Consider the following 24,177-nt stretch of genomic DNA (forward strand, 5'->3'; position numbering starts at 1 on the left):
GAAGAAAATGGGGCTTGATCCAGCATCAAGCCCCATATTTGTTTTCTCGAATCGATCGCACTGATCTTCGAGTATCCTGCAGTAAACATGCGGTCATCTTCGCTCGTAGTGCGCGATATCTTCAGAATTAGACCGAGGCTTTGCATGGCCTCAGGGTTCCGTCTCGCGCTGCTCCTCTGTTTTCTTCCTAACTGCAACGAGGCACAGTCACAGAAAGCGCAAACCAAAGTAGATCCTCGACAGCACTATGACGCTGCCCGAACCTTTCAGCTCGCTGGTGATCAGGAGAAGGCCGCTGCGGAATACAAGAGTTTTCTGGCCAGCGCGCTGCGTGGCGCCGCGAATGCGCAGGCGCATGTTGCTCAATTCGAGCAGGCGACTAGTCTTTTTGACGAAGCGGCGCGGTTAGCTCCCGAGGACGACAGTGTCCAGCTCGATTATGCCTCTCTCCGTCTCCAACAGAAAGATTTCGCAGGCGCACAGCCTTTAGTGGAGCAAGTAATTGCACGACATCCGAAGAACACAGCAGCTCGGGTGGTTCTTGGGCAGATTCTATTCAGCAAGCAGGAGTACGACGCTGCTCGCAAGGAGCTGGAAGTCGCCGTTGTGGCGGCACCCAGTTTCGACGTCGGCTACCTTCTAGGGCTGACCTACATCAAGCTGAATGATCTTCCCCATGCCCGCATGCTCTTCGAGGAGATGGTTTCCGGGCTGGGGGACAGCGCGGAAATTCACATGCGGCTCGGCCGCGCGTACGGCAACGGCGAATGGGAGGCTCTCAACTACTCCATCGATGAGTTCAAGAAGGCGATCGCAAAAAATGCGAAGCTGCCCCAGGCTCATTATTTTTTGGCGCTCGCCTATCTAGGACGAGATGGTGAGTCCGGATTCAAGACAGCGGTACCGGAGCTCGAGGCTGAAGCAAAGCTAAGTCCGAATGACGAGCGGACTCACTATTTGCTCGGATACATCGCACTCCGGCAGCAACGATTCGCAGAAGCGGAAAAAGAGCTTCTGCGGGCCACGGAGATTGATCCGCAGAATCCCGACCCTCTCATCTCGCTCGGGCAGCTATACACAGACAAGGAGCGCGATTCAGAGGCCGAAGCAGTTTTGCGCAAAGCAATTGCCGTCACAACCGATCTCTCTCGAAACGAATACCAGATTAATCGTGCGCATTATCTGCTTGGCCGGATACAGTTGCGAAGCGGGCGCAAGGATGAAGGGGCGAAGGAGCTGGCCATCTCGAAGGAGCTGCGCGATCGCGCAATGCGTCCGCACGAAACGCAAAATCAAAAACTTCCTGAACTCGCAAACCTGTCCGAGAAAAACGAGGTTACCACTCTCGAAACGATCGTCGTCACGCCTGAGGCACGCAAACAGGCTGATGATTACATCAATGAAATACGACTGGCGGTTGCGGATTCGTATAACAATCTCGGAGTAATTTCCGCGAGTCAAAAGTCGTTTCCGCTTGCTTTGGAATATTTTCGCAAAGCCGCTGACTGGAATCCGCTGCTCGACACACTAGATCGCAACATAGGCATGGCTGCCTTTTACGCCACTCAGTACGATCAGGCGATCGCGCCCTTGGAGCGAAGTCTCAAGAAACAACCTGGGGACGTTCGCGCCAGAGCCGCGCTTGGGCTCAGCGCTTTCATGGTCCAGGATTTCCGCAAAGCCACAGCGACCCTGAATGCGATTCCAGAGGAAGTCGACAACGATCCCGGATTGGGATACGCGTATGCCACGTCCCTAGTCAAGACAGGTGACTATACGGAAGGCGTTCGGCGTCTCAAAGATCTAAGCAGCAAGAATCCAAACAACGCCGACATCCACACTTTCCTTGGTGAGGCGTTTTCAGAACAAAAGGAATACAGTGCGGCGCTGGAGGAATACCGCAAGTCGCTGGCGATCGATGCCAACCAGGCGCGTCCACACTTTCTTGCTGGGCTCGTGTTGATCCATCAAGGCGAGAGCGCCGAAGCAGAACGGGAATTGCGCGCGGCGCTGAAGCTCAATCCGACTGACGTCGCCAGCAAGTACCACTTGGCGTATGCATTGATCCAACGGCAGGAGAAGACTGAAGCTTTCACGCTCTTGCGGCAGGTGATCGAGCAGGATCCGAAATACGCGGATGCATACTACGAATTAGGAAAGTTGCTGCTGGAGAAGGGAGATGTCAAAGAGGCAATCTCGAATCTTGAAGCCGGAACCAAATTAACTCCCGACAGCGACTATATTCACTATCAACTCGCAATGGCGTACCGTCGCGACTCGCGAAATGACGACGCACAGCGCGAATTAAAGCTCTACCAGACTCTCAAGAACCGCAACCGTGGCCGAGATGTTCCGGAATCGAACTAACGTTGGTGGACGACTATTTCTAGCCGCGTTGGTTGTGTTTTTGTCGGCGATGTACTTGGGCGCCGATCCTCAAAAGAAAACTCTTGAGGCAAACTCGCCGCTTTCAACGGCACGTGCGGAACTAAAACGTGGAGACACCAGTGCGGCGGAAAAGATCGTTTGGGACGCTCTCTCCTCGAATCCCAACGAAGAATCGGCTCTGACACTTCTTGGAACTATCAGGGAGAAGCAGAAGCGATATGCCGAAGCAGAAGCACTTTTTCGTCGCTCCATTCAGCTCAATCCAAAGTCGATTGAGGCCAGCAAGCATTTGGCGAGTGTTCTCGTCCTCGAGGACAAAGATGCCGAAGCAGCTGATCAATACCTGGAAGCCCTGGTTCTCGTTCCACAGGATGCTCATGTCAAGATGGAACTAGCCCGTCTCTACATGGGGCAGCGCAAGTGCAGCGAAGCACTGTCACTAATCGGGGCGATTCCCGCAGCGGAGCTTCCCTCCGAAGTCATTCCGCCGAAGGCTTCCTGTCTTACAGCTTTGGGCCACGGCTCAGAGGCAGCAGCTCTAATCGCCCAGACGCAGATCCTTGGCACCCTGAATCGTGCACTCTCCCGCAATCCCAATTCGGTCCCAACGCTGCTGGCGCTATCGCAAGTCTACACTGCCCAGAATAAACGTGAACAGTCCTTGGCTGCGTTGCAGCGGGCGCACTCGATCGATCCCGATTCCTTGCCAGTCCTCCGAAGCTTGATCGTCGAGGATATGGAAGCGAGGCAGGGTCGTCTGGCTTTGCAATTTGCGAATGAGCTTCAAGAGAAGAGCACGGGACTGGACGACAAGTATTTAATCGCCGCGGTAATGCTGCAGGGAAAGAAATACGATTCAGCCGCCCAGCTGCTCGAGGATTACACAGCAAGACGTCCGCAGGACAGCAAGGCGGCGCTTGGTTTAGGGATCGCGTACCTCGCTGAGGGAAAGTATGTTGATGCGCGCAAGTGGCTTGAGCATTGTTTAGAGCTTGATCCCCACTTGCTTGAAGCCCATTACGAATTAGGAATGCTGTCTCGCAAGGAAGGCAAAACTTCTGAGGGCATTCAACACTTCGAAACCGTACTGCAAAAGCAGCCGGAGAATCCCAAGGCACTGTTGGGAATTGGAACCCTTTACCTTGAAGAAGGCCAGTTTGAAAAAGCCGAGGCCGCGTTACGACGCTCCCAGAAGGCTGATGCATCCGAACCGGAGACGGAGTATCAACTCTCACTCCTGTTTACCAGAATGGGAAAGCAACAGGAGGCACAGCAGCATATGACGCGCTTTCGCCAGCTTAAACAGGCTCGAGATAACGAGCTGACACCAAGAGATCAGTCGAAGCCGATGTAGAAAAACGCCCCAGCTTATTTTATGGAGGCAGTTTTCCTAGCCGCTGAAGGCGAAATGCCGACGGCCTGTCCCGCGAGCGGAGTTCTGTCAGCGATTCCTGTGCCTTCCACGATCGTGTAAATCATGTCGGCGGGCAAATCGCTGAACTTCTCCTTGTTGCTGCTTGGCCATGCTATCTCGATGCTATTCATGCTCGTTTGTGATCCCAGTCCAAAGTGCAGTCGCAGGTCATTTTGGGAGAGATAGCTGGCACCTGCTCGTACTTCTTTGAATTGCGTGAGATCACCTGCAGTCACGCTTACTCTGGCTCCAATCGCGGCTTTGTTGCTCTTAGTTCCCACCAATTTAAAGAGCACTGCGTGATTGGAACTCTCGGTCCGGTTAAGCAGCAAGGTTGGCGGTTCGCCAACATTCATAAGCAGAACATCCACCTTGCCATCGTTATTTATGTCGCCAAAGGCAGCGCCACGACGCGATTGCGGTGACAGCTTATCCAGACCCGAGAGAGCAGTCACGTCCTGAAAACTCTTGTCTCGCTTGTTGCGAAATAGCTGCAGAGGTTGACGGTAGGGAACGCCTCCCTTGACTTGATCCATTTGTGGATAGACGTGACCGTTAGCCACGAAGATATCGTCCCACCCGTCGTTGTCCATATCGAAAAATGCGGTTCCCCAACCTACATATGGATACGTTGGCTGCGCTACACCGGCATTCCAGCTAATGTCTGCGAAGCCTTGGGTGCCAAGATTGCGATAAAGGGTGTCTGGCTCCTCCGTGAAGTTCGTCACAAAGATGTCGAGCTTTCCGTCGTGGTCGATGTCGCCAAAGTCGACACCCATCGAACCCTGCTCCTGACCGTCTCCGCTTAGAGCCGCGCCCGTGATTAATCCCATTTCCTCAAATGTGCCGTCATGCCGGTTGTGATACAGGTAGTTTGGTCCGGCGTCATTAGCTACATAGAGATCGGGCCAACCATCGTTGTCATAGTCCGCCCAGACTCCTTGCATCCCGAAGTAGTGATTGGGATCGTCTACTCCAGCCTTCTTCGAGACGTCTTCGAATGTACCGTCTCCACGATTCCGGAACAGGAAATCGGATTCACCTGGCAAGCCCCATGGGCCGCACTGGACCTGGACTCCGCGAAATCGGCAGGTCTTGTCGTTGCTGCCAAACTCCGGAAGTTTATTTATGTCGATGAACACATACCGGGGGACAAAAAGATCGACAAAACCGTCTCGGTCGAAATCCGCCCACGACGCTCCAGTGCTAAATCCGCCCACGCCGACGCCAGCTTTATCAGTGACATCCACAAATTTGCAGTTGCCCAGGTTGCGATACAGAGCATTGCCACCGTACCCTGTGATGTAAATGTCCTGCCAGCCGTCGTTGTCGAAATCCGCCACAGCGACTCCCATGCCCCAACCTTTATGGGTGAGACCCGCCTGAACAGTAATGTCCTTGAATTTGAGATCGGATTCTTGGTGATAGAGGGTAATCATGGGATCGCCACCTTTTCTATAGCGATCTACTGACGATCCATTTACGCTGATGATGTCTAATTTTCCATCATTATCGCAATCGATGAATCCCACGCCACCGCTCATTGACTCCAAGATGTACCGCTTTTCTGGAGACGAGAGATGAGGTACGGTCAGGCCAGCCTGTTTCGTTATGTCTTCAAATCTTGGCGTCGGAGGCGGAGTAACACGAACTTGAGCGGCGCAGGCAAGAGACAGCAGAACGCCCAGACCAAAAGAACAGATTTTGTCCATGAGATTTACGCATTTTATAGGTATTTGGTTAGGGTTTACAGGCTCAATTTCTCAGGTTCCTTGTTGGCGCTGCTACTGGTCGGCGTGCCCGATGGGTTGACAGCGCAAACGGTACGCAACAGCTCACAAAGGCCTCCTGGTTTTCAATTAGTTGATGTTACTTCAGCCGCGAAGATTCAATTCGAACACGTTGTCTCGCCAGAAAAAAAATACTTGATCGAGTCGATGAGCGGCGGAGTTCTGTTACTCGACTATGACCAGGACGGATGGCTCGACATTTACTTCACAAATTCTCCGACGGTTGAAGGAGCCCTCCGTGGCGAAAAGGCGCGGAACGCTCTCTATCACAATAATCGCGATGGCACATTTACCGACGTTACCGAACAGGCGGGAGTCGGCTATCCGTGTTGGGCGATGGGAGGAGCCGTGGCCGACTATAACAATGATGGCTGGCCGGACATCCTTATTACGTGCGAAGAAGGACTGGTTCTGTATCGCAACAATGGGAACGGAACATTTACGGATGTGACTCGACAAGCCCATCTTACCGATCGACGATGGAGCACCGGGGCAGCGTTCGCTGATTATGACGGCGATGGCTTCGCGGATCTGATGGTCTCACGCTACGTCGAGTTCGATTTCAAGAATCTGCCGAAATTTGGTGTTGGCGCTACGTGCCATTACCGCGGTATTCCGGTTCAGTGTGGCCCCAGAGGGATGAAAGGAGTCGGCGACAGCCTCTATCACAACAATGGCGATGGGACGTTTACGGACGTGTCAAAGTCTGCTGGCGTAGATGATGCGAGCGGCTACTATGGCCTCGGCGTGCTTTGGAGTGATTTTAACGATGACGGACGTCCCGATCTATTCATTGCCGACGATTCAACGCCCAATTATCTCTATCGTAACGATGGCAATGGGCATTTCACTGATGTCAGCTTCATCTCCGGAACAGCAGTGAGCCGTGATGGCGGCGAGATGGCAGGAATGGGAGTTGCTGCGTGTGACTTCAATCACAGTGGCCGATTTTCGATTTACGTCACTGATTTCGAGGATCAAAGCAACACTCTGTATCGGAACGATGGTGCAATGACGTTTACAGAGGCCTCATATGCATCGGGTATCGGCGCCGCAACAGTTCCTTATCTGGGATGGGGTACTGGCTGCATTGACTTCGACAACGACGGGTGGCCGGACTTGTTTGTCGTAAACGGTCATGTCTATCCCCAAGTAGACGCATTAGCCGCTGGAGCCAAGTACAAAGAACGCAAGCTCGTCTTTTTGAATCAAGGTGACGGCACATTTCGCGACGTGAGCAGTCTCGTGGGCAGCGCGGTAACCCGCGCAGAGACCAGCCGAGGGGCTGCGTTTGGCGATCTGGACAACGACGGAAGAATTGACGTGGTGGTCGAGAACATCGATGGCAAGCCAATGGTTCTGCATAACGAAGGAAGCTCCGGGAATCATTGGATCACCTTCCAACTTTCGGGGAACAAGAGTAACCGAGCCGCGCTCGGAGCAAGGATCAGGATTATTGCCGGTAGTCTGACGCAGATCGACGAGGTGCGTAGCGGCGGAAGCTATCTCTCGCAAAATGATCTGAGAATCCATTTCGGTCTTGGTTCGGCGACGAAAATTGATTCAGTCGAAATTCGCTGGCCGTCGGGAACGATTGATACCTTGAGGAATCTTGCGCCGGATAAGTTCTATGCCATTCTCGAAGGCAAAGGACTCGTCGATCCCCAACAGGTGCGTCCAACTACTATCAAGCGCGCGCCGTAGGGCGGGGGTCGTTTCCTCGGTCATAGATGGCTTGCTTGATGCGTGCCAAGTGCTGGTCAAGGAGAGTGGGGTTTTCACCAATACAAACATCGTCCGTGAGTAGCCGCTCAATCTCCAACGCATCAGCCGACGCATACTCTAAGCCGAAAGTTCCAAGCGAGCCCGCGAGTTTGTGCGCTGCATCTTTGGCCGCTATTCGGGTGCCTTGAGTTAGGCGATTGTAGTGTATGGCATCAACTGCGAGTCGAATAGTCTCAATTCGGGATTGCACCAGCGGCAGATGCTTTTGCCACAAGTCGTCTATTTGTTTACTTAACTTGTCGGCTGATGTCATCTCGTTAGTGTTTGCTATCGCCAGTTGAGGATTCCGCTTATCTGATCGGCGAGGGTAAGTGGATTGAATGGTTTCGCCAGCGTTCCCGCGGCGCCAATCGCCTGGAGGTGCTCTTGTTCGATCGATTGGGCCTTCGCTGTGAGGAAGATTACCGGTATTTGTGCTGTGACTTCGTCGCTGCGCAGCAGTCGCAGCGTGGCCGGTCCATCCTGCTCCGGCATCATCACGTCCAGGAGAATCGCATCCGGAAGAGCCTTCTTCGCCAATTCAAGTCCGGCGGAACCCGAAGCTGCGGAAGAGACTTGCCAGCCGGCCACTGTCTCCAGACTCACAGCGGTTACTTCGCGAATGTCGTCTTCGTCATCAATCAGCAGGATGTGTTTCCGCATTGGATTCCCGTTCTGACCTGACCGTCTCAGTGGACTCAGCGTAAAGAGTCGGATTGGGGTTGTGCGTTTGAGCGAGCGGAACAGTGAAAAAGAATGTGCTGCCGATTCCCAGTTGACTCTCTACCCATATTTTGCCGCCGTGTTGCTCCACTATGCTGCGAGAGATAGCCAGTCCTAATCCAGTGCCGCCTCGCTTCCGGGAGTCTGAAGTATCAACCTGGTGAAATCGCTCAAAGATTGAGTTTTTCTTGTTTTCCGGAATGCCTCTTCCTTGATCAGAAACTTCAAATTGCGCATGCGTGCCGATAGACTTCGCCGCTACCTTGACCATTCCGCCCGGTTCGGAAAACTTAATTGCATTACTCAGGAGATTGGTCAGGCATTGGATGCATTGATCTCGATCGGCATAGATGAACAGCTCTGACTTCTTGGCCGAAAGAGTGATGTGCTGATTCTGCGCCATCGGGCGCATCACATCGATTGCGTGTTCGATGAGTTCTCGAGCACTGCACTGCATCTGACGTATGTCCATCTTTCCCGAATCGAGCTTTTCTATATCGAGAATGTCATTCAACAAGCGGATCAGGCGGTCGGTATTGCTGACTGCGATTTCCAACATCCGCGTTCCCTTTGCATCAACCCTCCCCAATAAACCTGAGGCGAGAAGGGCAAGCGACCCATGAATGGATGTAAGGGGAGTTCTAAGTTCATGGCTCACTACCGAAACGAACTCGGACTTCATGCGCTCGATCTGTTGCCGCCGTGTGAGATCTCGGAAGACCAGAACAACCGAACCGATGACTGCGAACATGGCGACCACGAGCGCCGACAATACAACCAGAAATGCTCGGCGAGCGCTCGCCTGCGCACGCATGTTGCGGTCGACAAGAAGGCGATCCTCATCGCCTCGCATTTGGGCTGTCAGGGCTGAGATTTCAGCGCTCAGCTTCCTCCCGGGGCCGGTACTGCCGAGAGCCAGAATTGCCTGCAGGCCGCCCGACTTGCGAACGCGGATGCCTTCGTCCATCGTGGCGAAACGTTTCTCGAGGAGCGTCTCCAGCGAGCTGATATTGCTCTGTTCGCCAGGATTGTCCAACGTTTGCGTGCGCAGCTCAGAAATCAGGTCTGGAACCTGCTTCCGGATACCTTCGTACTGAGCCTCGAAGGTGGTGTCGCCAGTAATTACGTAGCCCCGGATGGCCGCTTCAGCTTGGGACATACGGAACGAAACCTGCTGCAACAGCTCGAGCACAACGTGAGTATGCGTAACCCACTTGCTGTCTTCAATCAGGCCAATGATCGTTCGCTGAGAGACGATTCCGACCGTGCCGAGGAGCGCAAGCACGATGACAAATCCGGCAAGAACGGTTCTTTCGACAGTCAGTTTCATCAAAATCCGCGAGCCGTGGCAAAGAACAGCGAGAAAAACAGGGCGTTTTTCGAATTTCACTTCAAAGTCATAGAATTCTGCCCAAAACTTGCAAATTTTCCTGCAACGCAGGGAATTAACAGGGATTTCTGTGGATTTCTCCCTAAGCTACACACGAAACACCACTTAGTGTCGTTTTTCAAACGATTCAAGAAACTAACAGGGAATTATCAGGGAAGTTCCATGGCTCTGGCGACATTTTTCCGCAGCTAGTTCCATATTCGTATCGGCTGAACTGCGAAGCCTCCATGGCCGGATTCTAGTACGGCTTGGGATTTGGACGAGCTCCATAGGCCCGCAACAACAAAGCTGCGGAGAGCACCAGACAGCCCTCAAGAAGAAACTCTGCGACATTAACCTGGGCTCCCGGAAGGGCCTGATAGTGGCTAGTCCAGAGCGGAGCCCTCGAGAGGGCGTGCACGAGAGAATTATCGGAAGGGTGAACCTGCCGCCAGGGAGCAAGCGCGCATAGCGCTAGCCAACCCAACACCAAAAGGATAATGGCTAGCCTCGTGTTCCGAGTTGGCAGGGGCACCGCCATGCGTGATGTCAGATTAGGAAGGCGGGTATGGCGGTTAAATCCCACTGAAGTCGTAGAGTCATTTCCCATCCAGTTGGGTTTTCGCCTTCGTACTCGTTTAGCATGTTAGTTTCAATTTCAACCGAACAAGAAGTATCTACTACGAATCTCTCGCACAAACTGCGATCCCTGCCAACGCTAATCGATCTCTACGTTCTTCTGGTGGACCATGTCATGCGCAAGCACGGGTTTGACCCCGAACGGTGCGAATTTCCGGCCGAGCAAGCGCTGCCTCCCGTCGAAGCTCTCGGGCACGATTCCATTCAAGGTCGCTCCGCTCCCTGGCTCGGGGTCTCGCGAACTGATTTCCTCATTTCAAACGTCGAAGCGGAATGGTCTTCCTTTTCTGATACGCCCATGACCTTCTCTGAAGAGGAGCTGCTGTTGGTTGCCGTCTGAGTTAGGTAAATCGGCAGCGGAGCCAGTCAGGCGCGATTGGGAGCTGCAAGGTTGTTCTTTAGAGCGAAGAGAGCCAGCTCCAGACGGGTCGACATTCCGATCTTGTCGAAGATGTTCGTGAGATGCCGCTTCACCGTGTCTTCCGTGATGTTCAGTCGCGAAGCGATTTCCCGATTGCTGCAGCCTTCTGTGACTAGTCCTATCACTTCGATCTCTCGTTGAGTAAGACCATAGTTTCGCGGCTGTGCGCCTGCTCTCATGGACGCAGAAAGATCCGCCAGGATTTTGCCGACATCCCCCTCTTCGCGCCCCTCGACCCAGTAGTTGCCGTTGAGCACTGAGCGCATTGCAGGCTCGAGTTGAGCAATGCTCTTCTTACTCAAGATGCCACGAGCACCGAGCTGCAACGCTTGCACAATCTGTTCGGGGCCAACCGATGCGCTGAAGACAATCGTGTGTGCCGTGGCGTGCCTGGCAGAGAGTTCCTTCAACGCTTCAATTCCTGGCAGATTGGGCATAAGAAGGTCGAGCAGCAGTACGTCGGGATGCAGCTTCTCGACCTGCTCGATCGCCCGCTTACCGTCATGCGCTTCCCCAACCACCTGGAACTCCTGGCTCGCGGAGAGCTTCGCGCGGACAACTTCGCAGACAATTGGATCGTCATCAGCCAGCAGAACGAAAAACTTCTTTCCTGGAGTAGTCTTTCCCTGCGAATGGTTCGCCTTAGGAACAGGGCTCATGGCGGATAGAGTGTTCTCGTTTTACCCGATTTGAGATCCACAAAGCAAGCCTGCAGTGTGGGCGAGTACCAGAACGGGAGTGTCTCACAAGTGACAACATCACAGGATCTCGTGATGAACTACTGCTTCCGAGCTTCGCGCCAATTCTCCCACTGCTCATCGGATTGCATCTGCACAGCTCCATGCTTGGTCGCCCATTCCACAAAACCAGCCGGAGCATCGTGCACACCAAACACGTTGGCTCCCTTGATGGAGCGAATCTCGTTCCACTGGGAATCTTTGAGGGAGGCCAAACGAAGATCGGCATTATCGAACACGGCGCCCGTCAAGTCGGCTCTGCTGAAGTCTGCTCCTTCAAAGTCACCATCTTCCATTTCGGCTCCGGCGAGAGAGGCATCCTGAAAATTGCTCTGCCGGAAATTGGCAGAACGCAGGTTTGAATCCTGCAGGTTGGCGGCATCGAAATCACTGTTGCGGACATCCGCGGCGCTGAAATCCGATCGCAGCAGGCGGGCATTCTTGAGGCGAATTGCCTGTAGAAATGCTCCGGAGACATCCACGCCCACAAGCGGTACGCGATCCCGATTCAGCTCCTGCAGCGCTTCGATGCGACCTCCGCTTCCACCCTTACCTTGCGCTGTATTAATGACCTGCCAGGCTTGGTAGTGTCGCTGCTTCACGCGGTCTCCGGATTCATAAAAATAAAAGATCACGGCAACGAGAACGGAAAGGGTGCCGAAGTATTCCAATACCTCGACAAAGGTCCACCGGCTCAACGCAAACGCTACCCATTCCCAAACCCATTCGAGAGCAAAGAAGGGTGTGCTCCACGCTGGGATTTGTTGCCTGCGTTCACGCCAAGGAAGCGGCCGCTTACGGGCCTCGCGAAAAACGATCATGAGGTTTCCTCTTGAAACAGCGGTTGGGCTAACGATTGTAGAACTGCCGGATGGAATCGCTAATTCCGAAATTTGAGGATTGTGATGCGGTGAAGAGAAAAATGTTGCAAGCAGAAGCGGCCAGCGGATCGCCGGCAATGTCGTCGCGCATCGTCAACACTGCAAAGCAAAGCCGCCGGCCGCACCCTTCAGGGTTCCCTTCGGTATGAATTTAGACGAATCAGCGGCGCAATAGTCACCGTCGTTTGACGGTGCGGCTCCGAACTTCACAAGAGAGCAAAGCCCACATCCGGAGCCTATAATGGCCTCGAATGAGCCGAGGGGCAATATTCATGTCGCGGACTTTGATGCTGCTTTCACTCGTTGTTGTATCGAGTCCATTCGCAGGCTCTAAGGACAAGCCCAAGACCTTGCCTGCTCAAGTGCTGCAGGCTCAGACGATCCTCGTCGTCATCAATCCGGACGCGGGCGAACCATTGACGGATCCAGCCGCCAATCGCACCGCCAGAGAAGATGTCGAGAAAGCGTTGATACAGTGGGGACGCTTCCGTCTCGCAATGGAGCCGCATACCGCGGACCTGGTGCTTTCAGTTCGTAAGGGAACTGGACGGAGTGCAACTCCAACCATCAGCGGCGGCTCGATCGATAATCGGCCTGTGATCCTCCAGCCAGGCGGTGAAGGTGGGACGCGCATCGGTGGACAGCACGGTCGTCCGGATCCCGTTACCAGGGGAGAGCAGACTACCGGACCGCGCCTCGGAACCGAAGTCGGCGCCTCGGAGGATACATTGGAGTTGTATCTCGGCAGTGATGACTACCCCTTAGATAGCGCTCCCATCTGGCGATACACCGCAAAAGACGCCCTTCATCCGCCTAAGATTCCAGCGCTCGAGCAACTTCGAAAAGCGATCAGCGAAACTGAGAAGGCAACGCAGCAAAAGAAAAAGCCTTGAGGACATTACGCTCCGAAAAAGGAATTATTGCGTGCTGGCCGCGATCCGCATTCCTCGTTTCTCCAGCGGGTGCAACTTTGGCAGCCGCTATCTTCTGACCCCACCGGCGTTTGACGGGAGTATGTGTATGTGATGCGCATATGTACACACTCCGCCCGCCCGCGCACCCGCGCATCGGCGAGCGCGCGATGGCTTCTGCGTTCAGCGTCCAGGTGCTTTCGAAATGTATAAGCGCCAATTCCGTTCTTTAGCACTTCCATGAATCGCGGCCATTTCGGCTATAAGCACATCAAAGCCTCGATCACTTCCGTATTGCTCGTCACTCGCTAACGACGTACGAAGCGTTCTCAGGAGTCGCGAGCGATAGCGCAACGTCACGCCGTCCCATTTGCTTGTCGGCCCCCCGCGACATCACTCGCTGCGTAGAACCGTCGCTGGTTGTACGCGCGAGGCGCGCCACGCCGGTAGCAGGCACGCCGTGGTCGCAACCCCGAGCAGGAGTCCGATGACACTGGCGAACACGGCAGGGTCGAGCGGTTTGGTGGCAAACAAGCTGGAGCGGATCAGTTGCGCTGCGGCGATGGCGAGGAGCGAGCCTGCGGCAGTCCCGCCCAAGGCGGGAGCGAGACCATCGAGCAGCATCAGATGCAGGACATGTTCTCTTTGCGCCCCGAGTGCCAGCCGGATACCGATCTCCGTGCGGCGCTGCGTCGCCAAGTATGCGAGCACGCCGAACAGACCCACGGCAGCCAGCAACAGCGATATGCCCGCGAAGGCCGCCAGCAACGTCGCTTCGAAATTTGCGTCGAGGGATGATTTGTTGACGATCTGATTCATCGTGAGCACGTCCGAAACGGCGAGTTCGCGATCCATCTGCTGAATGAGCTTCTGAATGGGAAGTGCGAGGCTCTCGGGATCGCGTGCGGCGCGGACAACGAGGGCGGCGCCGCTTTCTATGCCGGCATCGATCGGGAAATACATCATCGGTTCCGGTTGCTCGGCCAGTTCGTATCGGGTGTCGCCCACGACACCGACGATCTCGTAACTCCCGATCTCGTAACTCCCCCGGCCGAAGCCGATCAGGTGCTTGCCGATCGCGTCCTCATTTGGAAAATACTGCCGCGCGAACTCAGCGCTGATGATGGCTTCGTTGGCGCCATCGAGACGCTGATCGGAACCGAAGGTGCGCCCGCGCAGGAACGGGACTTTTATCGCCGCGAAATAGCTGGGATCAGCCCAGCGAACGATCGCTAGTAGCGTCTGCCCCTGCGGCAAGGGCGGATGCTCGGCGATGGTCACGCTACCGTCGCCGAAGTATCCTTCGCCGGGAACCGCGCGGACCAGGCCGGCCGCGTCCACTCCCGGCAACGCCCGCACGCGCGCGAGCAGATCGTCGAAGAATGCCACCCGCTGTGCCGGGTTGCTGTACTGCACTTTCGGAAGAATGAAATGCATGGTGAGAATGTTGTCGGTCGCGCAGCCCAGGTCATTCGACCGCAGCCGCATGTAGCTCTTGAGCAGCAAGCTGGCGCTGACGAGCAGAACCACGGTGAACGCAACTTCGGCGCCCACGAGCACTTTGCGCACACCCGTACGCGAAGAGCCCGAGGTGGAACTGCGCGAAGACTCTTGCAGCGCCGCGACCAGGTTCCCGGAACGGCTTGCCAGCACCGGGATGAGTCCGGCGAGCAGAGCGCAAATCAATACGAGTCCCGCGACGGTTGCGACCACGACGGCATCAATGCCGATCGACTCCGCGCGCACCATATCGGTTCGCGTGATGACGAACCATCGGAGAGCTGCGTAGGCGAGAGCGAGGCCTGCTGCTCCTCCGACGGAGAAAAGTACGAACGTTTCAATGAGCTGCTCACGAAGTAGCCGGATGCGACTGCCACCGAGCGCTTTCCGGATGGCAATTTCGCGCGCTCGTGCCGCGGAGCGGGCCGTCAGCAGGTTGGCCACGTTGAGGCACGCGATCAGCAGCATGCAACCGGTAGCGGCCAGGAGCATATACAGCGCGGGCTTCACGTTGCGCACCAGGTAATCGATGAGTGGCCGCATCCCCGCGCCGGTGCTCATGAACGGAAGGTCGAGATGGGCGTCATGGATGCGGCGCACGATCGTCGAGACTTCCTGTGTGGCCTGCTCACGAGTGACGCCGGGCTTCAGCCTTCCAATGACGATGAACCCGTGGTTGTCGACCTGGGCCATCTGCGCGGGCGTTCTCTCGTGGTACACAGGAAGGAAGACCTGCACCTTCTGCTCGGGAAAAGCGAACCAACGCGGCATCACGCCAATCACGGTGTAAGGTTTGGCATCCAGATTGATTTTGCGGCCGATCACGGAAGACTCCCCGCCGAAGCGGCGTTTCCAAACAGACCAACTGAGAATGACGGTACCGTTGGCGGAAGGCTGATCGTCCTCCGGCGTGAAGGAGCGTCCGATGCTGGGCTGGACACCGAGCGTGGCGAAAAGATCCCAGGAACAGACCGTTGCACGGACCTGTTCGGGCAGCGCACGTCCTTCGGAGAGGTTGTACTGCGGCCAGGGTGTATAAAGCGCGAGATTGGAGAACGATCGGCTCTCCCGTTTCCATTCGCCGTAGGCGCCGGGGGCGACGACGTTCGCCGGAAACTTTTCGCTACTTTCGTAGAGCCGAACAAGTTGCTCCGGGTGGTCGAACGGCAGAGGTTTCAGGAGAACCGACCAGACGACGGTGAACAGCGAGATCGTCGCGCCCATGCCAACGGCGATTACCAGCATCGCCACCGCTGAAAATCCCGGCTGCCGCGCGAGCGTGCGGATGCTGATTCTTAGATCGCGGAGAAGAGTCTCGAGCCTGTCCCAACTCCAGACCTCGCGAGTTTGCTCGCTAATCACACTGGGATTGCCGAAGGCGCGCAGGGCGGCATAGCGGGCCTCTTCTGGAGCAATGCCGTGTTCCCGCTGCTCTTCTTCTTCCAGTTGAAGGTCCGATTGGAGTTCCCGTTCCAAATCGGCATCGAGTTTCCCGATCTGCCACCATTTCATCTCAGCTCTCCTCAGCTGCGGGCCACATCACCCGCGCCACAGCTTCGGCCATCTGCTTCCATTGAGATTCTTCGACGACAAGCTGTTTTCTTCCCTTATCGGTAAGCCGGTAGTACTTGAATTCCCGATTCCGATCTGGAGCCATCTCCCATTTCGAGGTGATCCATCCCCTTCGCTCCAGCCGGTGCAGCGCGGGGTAAAGCGAGCCGTGCTGCATCTGGAGAAAATCATTCGTGGTCCGCTGAATATGCTTGCCGATCTGGTGGCCGTGAGCAGGACCATAGAGAAGAGTTCGCAAGATCAGCATGTCAAGGGTGCCTTGCAGAAGGTTCGCGCGTTCCGGTGTCTGTTTGGCCATAGAAGACATTCGACCATCAATTACACAGAATGGTAGACACTCGACCATCAGCAGTCAAGCCGTGACTTGAAGATCTGTTGATGGAAGGGACATTCAGACGTCCACTCAACGACCACACCAGCTACTTAGGGCTGAGAACAGCAAGGAACGCGACTGAGGTTCCCTTTGGGTTTCTATGCCGATTGCGGAGGAATATCCGGCTAGACATGGTCATCCGAATGTCCCGAGGTACAAAGTATGCGGGAATGGCATCAGAATGACAACCATCTGCAGGCCGTGCAGCTTTGGCGGCCTATATCCTAACCCATTTTGAACGCAGGTTTTTTCACACCTCCGGCTGGTTTGTTTTGCGTTTCTTCTTTCCAAGCTTCTTGTTGTGCTTCAAGGAGCACGATGTAGCAGTTTTCCCGCGCGTATAGCCTAACCCCACCGTCGTTTGACACTGCTACAACTGCTTCCTAGACTTGAGCTTCAAGAATTCAGAGCTGATGTCACGCACTTGGTGCGATTAGAGTTGGTCGCAACTCGTGTGGACGCGTCCAATTATTAGACCGAAGGAAAAGGGCCCATCATGAGTCGGAGTTTGGTTGCATTCTTACTATTGTTCTTAGTCTCCAGCAACGGTGTTGCCGATTTAAGGTCAACGAAGAACTTCAATGCGAATACCATAATCGGCGCTGCACAGGGTGAGAAGTCCGCCGCACCGTCTACGTCGAATGCGCAAGCGTCTGACGACTCCAAGGCTGGCCAGACTGCGAATCCAGGTCCGGCGAAGAAGCGCGCAATTCGCATCGGCGTAGCGCAGATTGCGAGCACCGTTGAGAGTTCGCTATCGACTGACGGGTTGCAGCAGGAGCTAGTCAACGACCTGAATTTCCTCGGCGCACAAGGAGTCGCTATCTCAACGGATCCTCACGACCGTGAAGGTGCCCTCGAGCAAGCCAAGCTGCAAGCTTGTGACTATGTCGTGTTTACGACCATCAATGGTTTGAAGACTGCAAGCGTTGGACAGAAGCTCGGCAGTGTTTTCAATCGTGGTGGTCTCGGTGCTGTGGGCGGCAGTGGACAGGGGCGCGTCGAATTGAATGCCCAAGTAAAGGTCTTCCAGCCGGACGGTGCAACACCGTTATTCGACGGTGATGTAAATTTCCGCCAGAACGACACCGAAGGAACGGCTAAGGGACTGATGAAGACCGAGGCGAGAAACGTGATGCTGCAAATCAAGAAGTTGCAGGGTTCAAAATAGGTTCAGTTAAGACTGTCATCCTGAGGCCCGGTCTTGGCCGAAGGATCTCTGGAACGAATGGATTTGAATGCTGTTTCGCGGCTCTTACACGAGAATTCTCGCCCCAAAAAACCAATTCACCGCGTGTAAGTTCGACGCATCGCGGAGATCCTTCGGCCAAACCAGGCCTCAGGATGACAGTGTTAGAAGGGACGTCGTGTATCCGCGGCTCTAAGCCGTAGCAGCCATCTGCACCTTTGCTTGCTCCTCACCGAACCTCACCGAGACAATCTTCGATACCCCCGGTTCCTGCATGGTGACGCCATACAACACAGGTGACGAGCTGATCGTGCGCTTGTGGTGAGTAATCACGATAAATTGCGTACGATCGCTCATTTCCCTTACCAATTCGGTGAAACGTCCAACATTCGATTCGTCGAGCGGCGCATCGACTTCGTCGAGGATGCAGAATGGGCTCGGCTGATATTGGAAGATGCCAACGAGTAGCGACAGAGCAGTCAGAGCCTTCTCGCCGCCGGAAAGCAGCAATACATTCTGAAGTTTCTTTCCCGGCGGTGAAGCAACGATGTCGATACCGCTCTCCGCGGAGTTCTCTTCGTCGGTGAGCTTCATGAATCCATGCCCGCCGCCGAAGAGCTTGCGGAAGGTGACCTGGAAGTTCTCGTTGATCTTGGCGAAGGCCTCGTCGAACTTCTGCTTTGAGAACTCGTCGATTTCACGAATCGTGTTTTGCGTGTTCTCGATTGAGTCCAGCAAGTCTTTGCGCTGGACTTCCAGGAACTCGTGACGCTGGGCAGTCTCTTTGTATTCCTCCAGAGCCATCATGTTTACCGGGCCCATGTTGTCTAGCCTCGTTCGCATCTCACGATAGAGTTCCTCTTCCTGCGCGAGAGCTTCGCCTTCGACCATTGCGATGGAGGTGTCAGCGAGCAGAACGTCGCTTGTAAGCGACAGCTCTTGCAGGCAGGTCTGAGCCAAATGCTGCATGTCAGACTGAAGTCTGGCGAGCGTTGTCGAGAGCTCGCTGCGCCGATCGCGGAGCGCATCGAGTTCCTGGCGCGCAGTGCGTAGAGACGCATCGAGCTCGGTGGCGAGCAGACGCGTTTGTTCTCCAGCTCGCTGCAGTTCGGCGGCTTTCAACTCGCCGCTTTCGCGCTCTGCGTGCAGCGAGATCAGGACTTCCGCCAAGCGGACGTTCTCCTGCTCGCGCTCGTGCTTCTCCGCTGCGGCACCTGCAATCTGCGATTCCAGAGTCTCAATCCTCGACCGCACTTCTGCAACCATGCGATTGATTCGCTCCAAAGCAGTGGCGGCTGCTCGACGGCGCTCTTCCAATCCGGCGAGGCGGGCCTTGGCCTCGGCCGCGCGTTGCAGGGCAGTGTCACGCGTCGCACGATTTTCGGCGAGCGCTTGCTGTGCGTTGTTCAACTCCAACTGCAGTTCACACTGGTTGACTTCGTGCCGCTCCAGTTCCTCGCGTTTAAACGCAAGCAACTCTTCCTTCCCCGATTGCTGCTGCTGGATTCGATCCATTTCGAGGCGGAACTGGTGCAGGCGCTGTTCTGTTCGTGAAAGCTCAGCCTCCATCTGCTTGAGGGCGACGCCGGAGCTATGAGCATCCTTCTCGGCTTCGCGTCGTTCATCCTGGAGCCGTTCGAGCAAGGCCGCGAGTTCAGCAACCTCTCTCGCGAGCATCTGTACTCGTAGTTCTTCGTTGCGCAATGCGCCTTCGAGCGCTTGCACGGTGCGGCTGATATCGCGGAGCTCACGTTTCAGAGACAGAGGGCCCTCAGTGCGCTGCTTGCCACCTGTGACCGTGACGTTGTGGAAGGTTTCGCCGGAGGGCGAGAGGAAGAATGCGTCCGGGTTCTCAAGCGCCAATTCGCGGGCGACCGACGAGTCGGGCGTGATGTAACCGTCACGAAGCTTCGGCAAGATTACTTCCAGCGACTTGCCAAATCCGTTCAGGACGCGAATGCAGCGCGTGAGCGGCACTATGGAATCGCCCGCCGGAGTACGCTGTGCGTTCTCATCCACTAGAAACGAAAACTTTGCCTGAGAGTCATTCGGATGGACCAGGAAAGTTGCGCGGCCATCGGCGTCGCCCTTGAGCAGGCGCATGCCTTCCTCGGCTGCGTTCCACGACTTCACTACGATGTAGTTCAACTCATCGCGGAAAAAGTCGTCGATTACGCCTTCGTATTGGTCATCGACTTCGAGAAAGTCGGCAAGGATTCCAGCAGGAGCTAATCCACCTTCGAGAGCGTTTGCCTTCAGCAATCGCTTGACCGACTCGGTTGAATAGCCGTGGTCCCTGAGCAAAGCCTCGATCGACGCTTTCTTGCCCATGGCGGTCGCAAGTTCCCCGCGAAGTCCATCGACGTGGCGCTTGCACTCCAATTCCATCGCTCGCTTTTCTTCAAGCGCAGTCCGGACTTCCGCGATGCGAGCCGATAATGCGTTCACCGTGTCCGTGATGGACTCGAACTCCATCGTCACCTGGCCGCGCCGGCCTCCGAGTGATTCCGCTTCGGCGGTAGTCGCTTCTGCGTCGGACGCGATCCGTTCTCGTTGCGCGGCAAGCGACGCTAGATGCTCTTCGGTCTGTGAAATTTCGCTACGGACCCGGGTCACCGCCGACATCACTTCATATGCCGATTTGCGTCGCAGTTCCTGCTGTTGCTCAAGATCAAAGAGCTGCCGTCCAGCTTCGGCCACCTGCTCCTGCTCGAATCGATGCTGTTGTTCCGCGAGCTCGACGTCCGCCGCGGCGGACTCGAGCACCGCCCGGTTATCAACTTCCTCAGCTGCCAGGTCTTCGAAACGGACCTGAATGCGCTCCAGTTCAGCCTGATTTGATACGCTCTGTGCCGCCAGATCCGCGCACCGCTCCTGGTTGTTGTAGCGCCGCGAGCTCACGCGACCAGCTTCAACCTCGATAGCTCCGAGGCGTTCGCGCACAGTGCGTATCTCGCCATCGATTGCGTATCCGCGTTCTACTGCAGCGGTGTGCGCTGTCTCCATCTCACCCAACGACGCCGTGCGATTGTTCAGTTCTTCGGTGAGAGCCCGAATCTGTTCCTCCAGCGAAGCGTTTTCGCGAGTCATCTGAGCCAGCTTGCTGGCAAGCACGATCCGCAACTTCTCTCGCATCTCATCGCGCAGCCTGCCATAGCGCTCGGCCTTTGCCGCCTGGCGCTTGAGCGAGTTCATTTGCCTCGTGACCTCGTCGAAGATGTCATTGATGCGCGAAAGATTTTGGCGCGACTGCTCCAGCCGAAGCTCGGCGAGACGCTTCTTCGTCTTGAACTTCGTAATTCCCGCTGCCTCTTCGAGGATGGCGCGGCGATCATGAGGCTTGCTCGACAGGATTTGTCCGATGCGCCCCTGTTCGATGATGGCGTAGGACTCAGGGCCAAGTCCTGTGCCCATGAAGATGTCTTGAATGTCGCGCAGCCGGCATAGCTTTCCGTTCAGCAAGTACTCGCTCTCACCGGAGCGGAAGAGACGCCGTGTGACGACAATCTCGCCAGCTCGGAATTGAGTCTTGAACTTTCGGCGGCGAATCTTCAGCACCACTTCAGGTTCAGGCGTTGTGGATCCCGGAACCTGATTTCCCGATTCGGGATGCTCCACTGTGGGACTCTCGGGCGACTCAGCATCAGCACTCACTTCAGTGGGTTGATCGTCCGCAGGCTCCGCCACGATGTTGCCTTCGGCATCAATGAACTGTCCTGGCCGGGTTTCCTCTTCCGCTCGAGCTGCGTCTTCTGCCGCAGACGAACGAACGCTGGCTTCATCCCAATCTTCGGCAGACAGTTCGTCCTGGATATCAATTTCGGGAGCTCCGCTGGAATTGCCCTCATACACGTCGGGATCGATCAGCGTGAGTGACACTTCAGCCATGCCGGTGGGCTTGCGGTCGCGCGTTCCGGCGAAGATCACGTCTTCCATTCGCGCGCCACGCAAACTGCGTGCTGATTGTTCGCCCAGCACCCAGGAGATGGCGTCTGAGACGTTCGACTTCCCACAGCCGTTGGGGCCCACGATGGCGGCAATACCGTCGCCGTGAAACTTGAGTTCGGTACGGTCGCAGAACGATTTGAAACCGAGGATCTGAAGCTTTTTCAGCTTAAGCACGGCACTCTCCTTTGGCGAGGAAAGAAGGAATCTCAACGATGGAAATGCGGTGGTTCAAGCGAGCCATCAAAAACGGCAATTCCGAGATGAGGGGAAGGCGTTTACTCAAATGGTTCCACCTGCAGACACTGCGGCCAAAGACAGCAGCATCACTCAGTTGCGACGTGCTCACTTTACGATTGGGTATCTTCGCCGTCAATACAGCGACCCAATATATTGTGGATATTGTGTCAGGAACACAGGATATCGCACCTGTGTTGCAGCAGATGAGTAAACTGATCGCCATCTTTAGAAAGTGGCGGGATCGTCGAGAGCTGTGGAAATCTTAGCAGGAAATGGGCCACTTGTTTCCTCTTAATTTTCAAGTGAGCCTCCTTTCCGTGCACTTTCCGCCTTTTTGAACTGTCATCCTGAGCCCCTGTTTTGGGCGAAGGACCTCCCGCAATGCGTCGAACTGGAATGCTGCGTCCCGGCTCTTTGGCGAAGAAGTGGTTCTTTCGCTTTCCCCACCATGAACACCAGCTTTCTTGGCCAGAAAAGCCGTGACAGGACGTTGGCATCCGACGCATTGCGGGAGGTCCTTCGCCCAAAGCAGGGGCTCAGGATGACAGTGAATGTATAAACGCGAGCTTCGCAAAAACCTTTGGGAACGCGCCTGTTAAAATCGCCCGTGTCCATCTTGAGATCCCTTTCAGCAGCGTTGCTGATTTCTTCCTTACTCATTGCACAGTCCACTCAAAAGAAAACCGGCTCGGTAGCTCATCACGGCACGTCTAAATTTGCCAAACCTCCCTATGTTGTTCCAGACCTCGCAGAGCGACTCGCGAAATACAAGCGAGTAGTGATTCCGTTCGACAAATCCAAGCTGCCGCCTCGCGAGCTACAGATGGTCGGCAAGTTGGTCGATGCATCGCAATATCTCGATGACATTTTCTGGCGTCAGAATGATCCAGAGGGCCTGGAGCTTTATAAGCGCCTGGAGAAATCGCAGACTGCACGAGACTCCGAACTGCGACGCTTTCTCATCATCAATGGTGGCCGTTTCGACCTGACGAACGAGAACAAGCCGTTCATCGGAACGCAGCCGATGTCACCTGGGCGCGGCTTGTATCCGGAAGGACTGACACGCGAGGAACTAGAGAAGTATGTCGCAGCTCATCCTGACCAAAAGGATGAGCTCTACAGTCCGTACACAGTGATTCGCCGAAATGGGGACCGACTTGAGGCGATTCCATATCACGTCGCATATCGCCAGTTTCTGATTCCCGCGGCAAAGGCTCTGCGTGAAGCTGCCGATCTTTCGGACGACAAAGCGTTTGCCGATTTCCTTCGACTCCGCGCCGACGCTCTTTTGTCGGACGACTATTACAAGAGCGACCTGGCCTGGGTCGATCTGCAGAATCCGAAATTCGACGTGATCATGGCGCCGTACGAAACCTATATCGATGGTGTGCTCGGCGTGAAGACGTCGTACGGCGCGGCGGTGATGATCCGCAATGAAGCGGAGAGTGTGAAGCTCGCGACGTATCAGGAGCATGTGCCGGAGATCCAGGACGCATTGCCGCTCGCGCCAGAAGATCGTCCGTCGAAGGCGGGGCAGCCCACGCCGATGGAAGTCCTCGACACGCCGTTTCGCGGAGGAGATTTGCGGCACGGCTATCAGGCGGTTGCGGACAATCTTCCCAACGATCCGCGCATTCACGAGCAGAAGGGCACAAAGAAAATCTTCTTCAAGAACTACATGGATGCGCGTGTTAACTACGTTATCCTGCCGCTCGGCAAGGACATCATGGATCCACAGCAAGCGGCGCAGGCGAGCGCTGACGGTTATATGGCATCGACGGTGATGCATGAGATCTGCCATGGTCTTGGGCCAGCATATTCGCGGACTTCTACGGGCCGAAAAGATATTCGCGAGGCTCTGGGCGATTTATTTGCCGGGCTGGAAGAAGCAAAGGCCGACGTGGTTGGAATGCACAGTCTGAAATTCCTGATAGACAAAGGCGTCTTACCTAAGGAGCGCGAACAGGAGTACTACGCCTCCTACGTCGCCGGTATTTTCCGCACTGTGCGCTTCGGCACAGGCGAGGCCCACGGTCGCGCAGAAATGATGGAATTCAATTATTTAAGCGAGCAGAAGGCCATTACTCGCGATACGTCAGGACGCTATCACATCGATTACGCGAAGATGCCGGATGCTATCGCCTCGCTCGCCAAAGAATTGCTGGAGCAGGAAGCGACCGGCGATCGTAATCGCGCCGCCGCCTGGTTCCAGAAATATGAGGTAATGCCGAGTGAACTCAGATCGAGTCTCGCGCAATTGCGCAGTGTGCCAGTAGATGTAGATCCCGTACAGCCTTTTCCTGAAAAGGTTCAATAAGGAG

General features: G+C 55.4%; 15 protein-coding genes. 7 read left to right on the top strand and 8 right to left on the bottom strand.

What is annotated here, in order from left to right; genetic code table 11:
• Window positions 1-144: 144 nt before the first annotated feature.
• The gene (locus tag VNX88_17875; GenBank protein ID HWY70540.1) at window positions 145-2,367 is read left to right on the top strand and encodes a tetratricopeptide repeat protein; all 2,223 of its coding nucleotides are present in this window, start codon (window positions 145-147) and stop codon (window positions 2,365-2,367) included.
• Window positions 2,348-3,742, top strand: a complete 1,395-nt coding sequence (locus VNX88_17880; protein HWY70541.1) for a tetratricopeptide repeat protein — start codon at window positions 2,348-2,350, stop codon at window positions 3,740-3,742. Before VNX88_17875 ends, VNX88_17880 begins: the two co-directional genes overlap by 20 nt.
• Before the next feature lie 14 nt (window positions 3,743-3,756).
• On the opposite strand, the gene VNX88_17885 is transcribed toward VNX88_17880, so the two are convergent.
• Window positions 3,757-5,514, bottom strand: coding sequence for a CRTAC1 family protein (locus VNX88_17885; protein ID HWY70542.1), 1,758 nt, complete (start codon window positions 5,512-5,514; stop codon window positions 3,757-3,759).
• A 60-nt stretch (window positions 5,515-5,574) separates the two neighbouring features.
• Between VNX88_17885 and VNX88_17890 the strand changes: the two genes are divergently transcribed.
• On the top strand, window positions 5,575-7,296 hold the full coding sequence (locus VNX88_17890; GenBank protein ID HWY70543.1) for a CRTAC1 family protein: 1,722 nt from the start codon (window positions 5,575-5,577) through the stop codon (window positions 7,294-7,296).
• Window positions 7,297-7,644: 348 nt separating this feature from the next.
• Here VNX88_17890 and VNX88_17895 read toward each other — a convergent pair whose 3' ends face one another.
• A complete protein-coding gene (locus VNX88_17895) occupies window positions 7,645-8,019 on the bottom strand; it encodes a response regulator (GenBank protein HWY70544.1) in 375 nt (124 codons plus the stop codon).
• Window positions 7,994-9,409, bottom strand: coding sequence for a CHASE3 domain-containing protein (locus VNX88_17900; GenBank protein ID HWY70545.1), 1,416 nt, complete (start codon window positions 9,407-9,409; stop codon window positions 7,994-7,996). Before VNX88_17900 ends, VNX88_17895 begins: the two co-directional genes overlap by 26 nt.
• A gap of 682 nt (window positions 9,410-10,091) precedes the next feature.
• Between VNX88_17900 and VNX88_17905 the strand changes: the two genes are divergently transcribed.
• Window positions 10,092-10,427, top strand: a complete 336-nt coding sequence (locus VNX88_17905; protein HWY70546.1) for a hypothetical protein — start codon at window positions 10,092-10,094, stop codon at window positions 10,425-10,427.
• 26 nt (window positions 10,428-10,453) lie between these two features.
• Here VNX88_17905 and VNX88_17910 read toward each other — a convergent pair whose 3' ends face one another.
• Both VNX88_17910 and VNX88_17915 read right to left on the bottom strand, forming a co-directional pair.
• Entirely contained in the window at window positions 10,454-11,167 is a 714-nt protein-coding gene (locus VNX88_17910) for a response regulator transcription factor (protein ID HWY70547.1), read from the bottom strand.
• Window positions 11,168-11,286: 119 nt separating this feature from the next.
• The gene (locus VNX88_17915) at window positions 11,287-12,066 is read right to left on the bottom strand and encodes a pentapeptide repeat-containing protein (protein ID HWY70548.1); all 780 of its coding nucleotides are present in this window, start codon (window positions 12,064-12,066) and stop codon (window positions 11,287-11,289) included.
• Window positions 12,067-12,398: 332 nt separating this feature from the next.
• On the opposite strand from VNX88_17915, the gene VNX88_17920 reads away from it, so the two are divergent.
• Complete coding sequence (locus VNX88_17920) at window positions 12,399-13,019, top strand: hypothetical protein (protein HWY70549.1); 621 nt, start codon at window positions 12,399-12,401, stop codon at window positions 13,017-13,019.
• A 411-nt stretch (window positions 13,020-13,430) separates the two neighbouring features.
• Here the strand turns inward: VNX88_17920 and VNX88_17925 are convergent, their stop codons facing one another.
• Both VNX88_17925 and VNX88_17930 read right to left on the bottom strand, forming a co-directional pair.
• Complete coding sequence (locus tag VNX88_17925; protein ID HWY70550.1) at window positions 13,431-16,049, bottom strand: ABC transporter permease; 2,619 nt, start codon at window positions 16,047-16,049, stop codon at window positions 13,431-13,433.
• A 1-nt stretch (window position 16,050) separates the two neighbouring features.
• Window positions 16,051-16,407, bottom strand: a complete 357-nt coding sequence (locus tag VNX88_17930; GenBank protein ID HWY70551.1) for a PadR family transcriptional regulator — start codon at window positions 16,405-16,407, stop codon at window positions 16,051-16,053.
• Window positions 16,408-16,978: 571 nt separating this feature from the next.
• Between VNX88_17930 and VNX88_17935 the strand changes: the two genes are divergently transcribed.
• Window positions 16,979-17,653, top strand: a complete 675-nt coding sequence (locus VNX88_17935) for a hypothetical protein (GenBank protein HWY70552.1) — start codon at window positions 16,979-16,981, stop codon at window positions 17,651-17,653.
• Window positions 17,654-17,863: 210 nt separating this feature from the next.
• Here VNX88_17935 and smc read toward each other — a convergent pair whose 3' ends face one another.
• Complete coding sequence (smc, locus tag VNX88_17940) at window positions 17,864-21,793, bottom strand: chromosome segregation protein SMC (protein ID HWY70553.1); 3,930 nt, start codon at window positions 21,791-21,793, stop codon at window positions 17,864-17,866.
• Window positions 21,794-22,463: 670 nt separating this feature from the next.
• On the opposite strand from smc, the gene VNX88_17945 reads away from it, so the two are divergent.
• Window positions 22,464-24,173 carry a hypothetical protein gene (locus tag VNX88_17945; protein HWY70554.1) on the top strand — a complete coding sequence of 570 codons (1,710 nt, stop codon included), beginning with the start codon at window positions 22,464-22,466 and terminating at the stop codon, window positions 24,171-24,173.
• The last annotated feature ends 4 nt before the right edge of the window (window positions 24,174-24,177 follow it).

This window comes from Terriglobales bacterium (assembly GCA_035567895.1).
Taxonomy (GTDB): domain Bacteria; phylum Acidobacteriota; class Terriglobia; order Terriglobales; family Acidobacteriaceae; genus Gp1-AA112.

Bases quoted from the DNA above. Each gene is read 5' to 3' on its own strand.
- VNX88_17935 (HWY70552.1), top strand. From the start codon at position 16,979: ATGAGTCGGAGTTTGGTTGCATTCTTACTATTGTTCTTAGTCTCCAGC.
- VNX88_17895 (HWY70544.1), bottom strand. From the start codon at position 8,019: ATGCGGAAACACATCCTGCTGATTGATGACGAAGACGACATTCGCGAA.
- VNX88_17875 (HWY70540.1), top strand. From the start codon at position 145: ATGGCCTCAGGGTTCCGTCTCGCGCTGCTCCTCTGTTTTCTTCCTAAC.
- VNX88_17915 (HWY70548.1), bottom strand. From the start codon at position 12,066: ATGATCGTTTTTCGCGAGGCCCGTAAGCGGCCGCTTCCTTGGCGTGAA.
- VNX88_17880 (HWY70541.1), top strand. From the start codon at position 2,348: ATGTTCCGGAATCGAACTAACGTTGGTGGACGACTATTTCTAGCCGCG.
- VNX88_17925 (HWY70550.1), bottom strand. From the start codon at position 16,049: ATGAAATGGTGGCAGATCGGGAAACTCGATGCCGATTTGGAACGGGAA.
- VNX88_17905 (HWY70546.1), top strand. From the start codon at position 10,092: ATGTTAGTTTCAATTTCAACCGAACAAGAAGTATCTACTACGAATCTC.
- VNX88_17885 (HWY70542.1), bottom strand. From the start codon at position 5,514: ATGGACAAAATCTGTTCTTTTGGTCTGGGCGTTCTGCTGTCTCTTGCC.
- VNX88_17900 (HWY70545.1), bottom strand. From the start codon at position 9,409: ATGAAACTGACTGTCGAAAGAACCGTTCTTGCCGGATTTGTCATCGTG.
- VNX88_17930 (HWY70551.1), bottom strand. From the start codon at position 16,407: ATGGCCAAACAGACACCGGAACGCGCGAACCTTCTGCAAGGCACCCTT.
- VNX88_17920 (HWY70549.1), top strand. From the start codon at position 12,399: ATGTCGCGGACTTTGATGCTGCTTTCACTCGTTGTTGTATCGAGTCCA.
- VNX88_17910 (HWY70547.1), bottom strand. From the start codon at position 11,167: ATGAGCCCTGTTCCTAAGGCGAACCATTCGCAGGGAAAGACTACTCCA.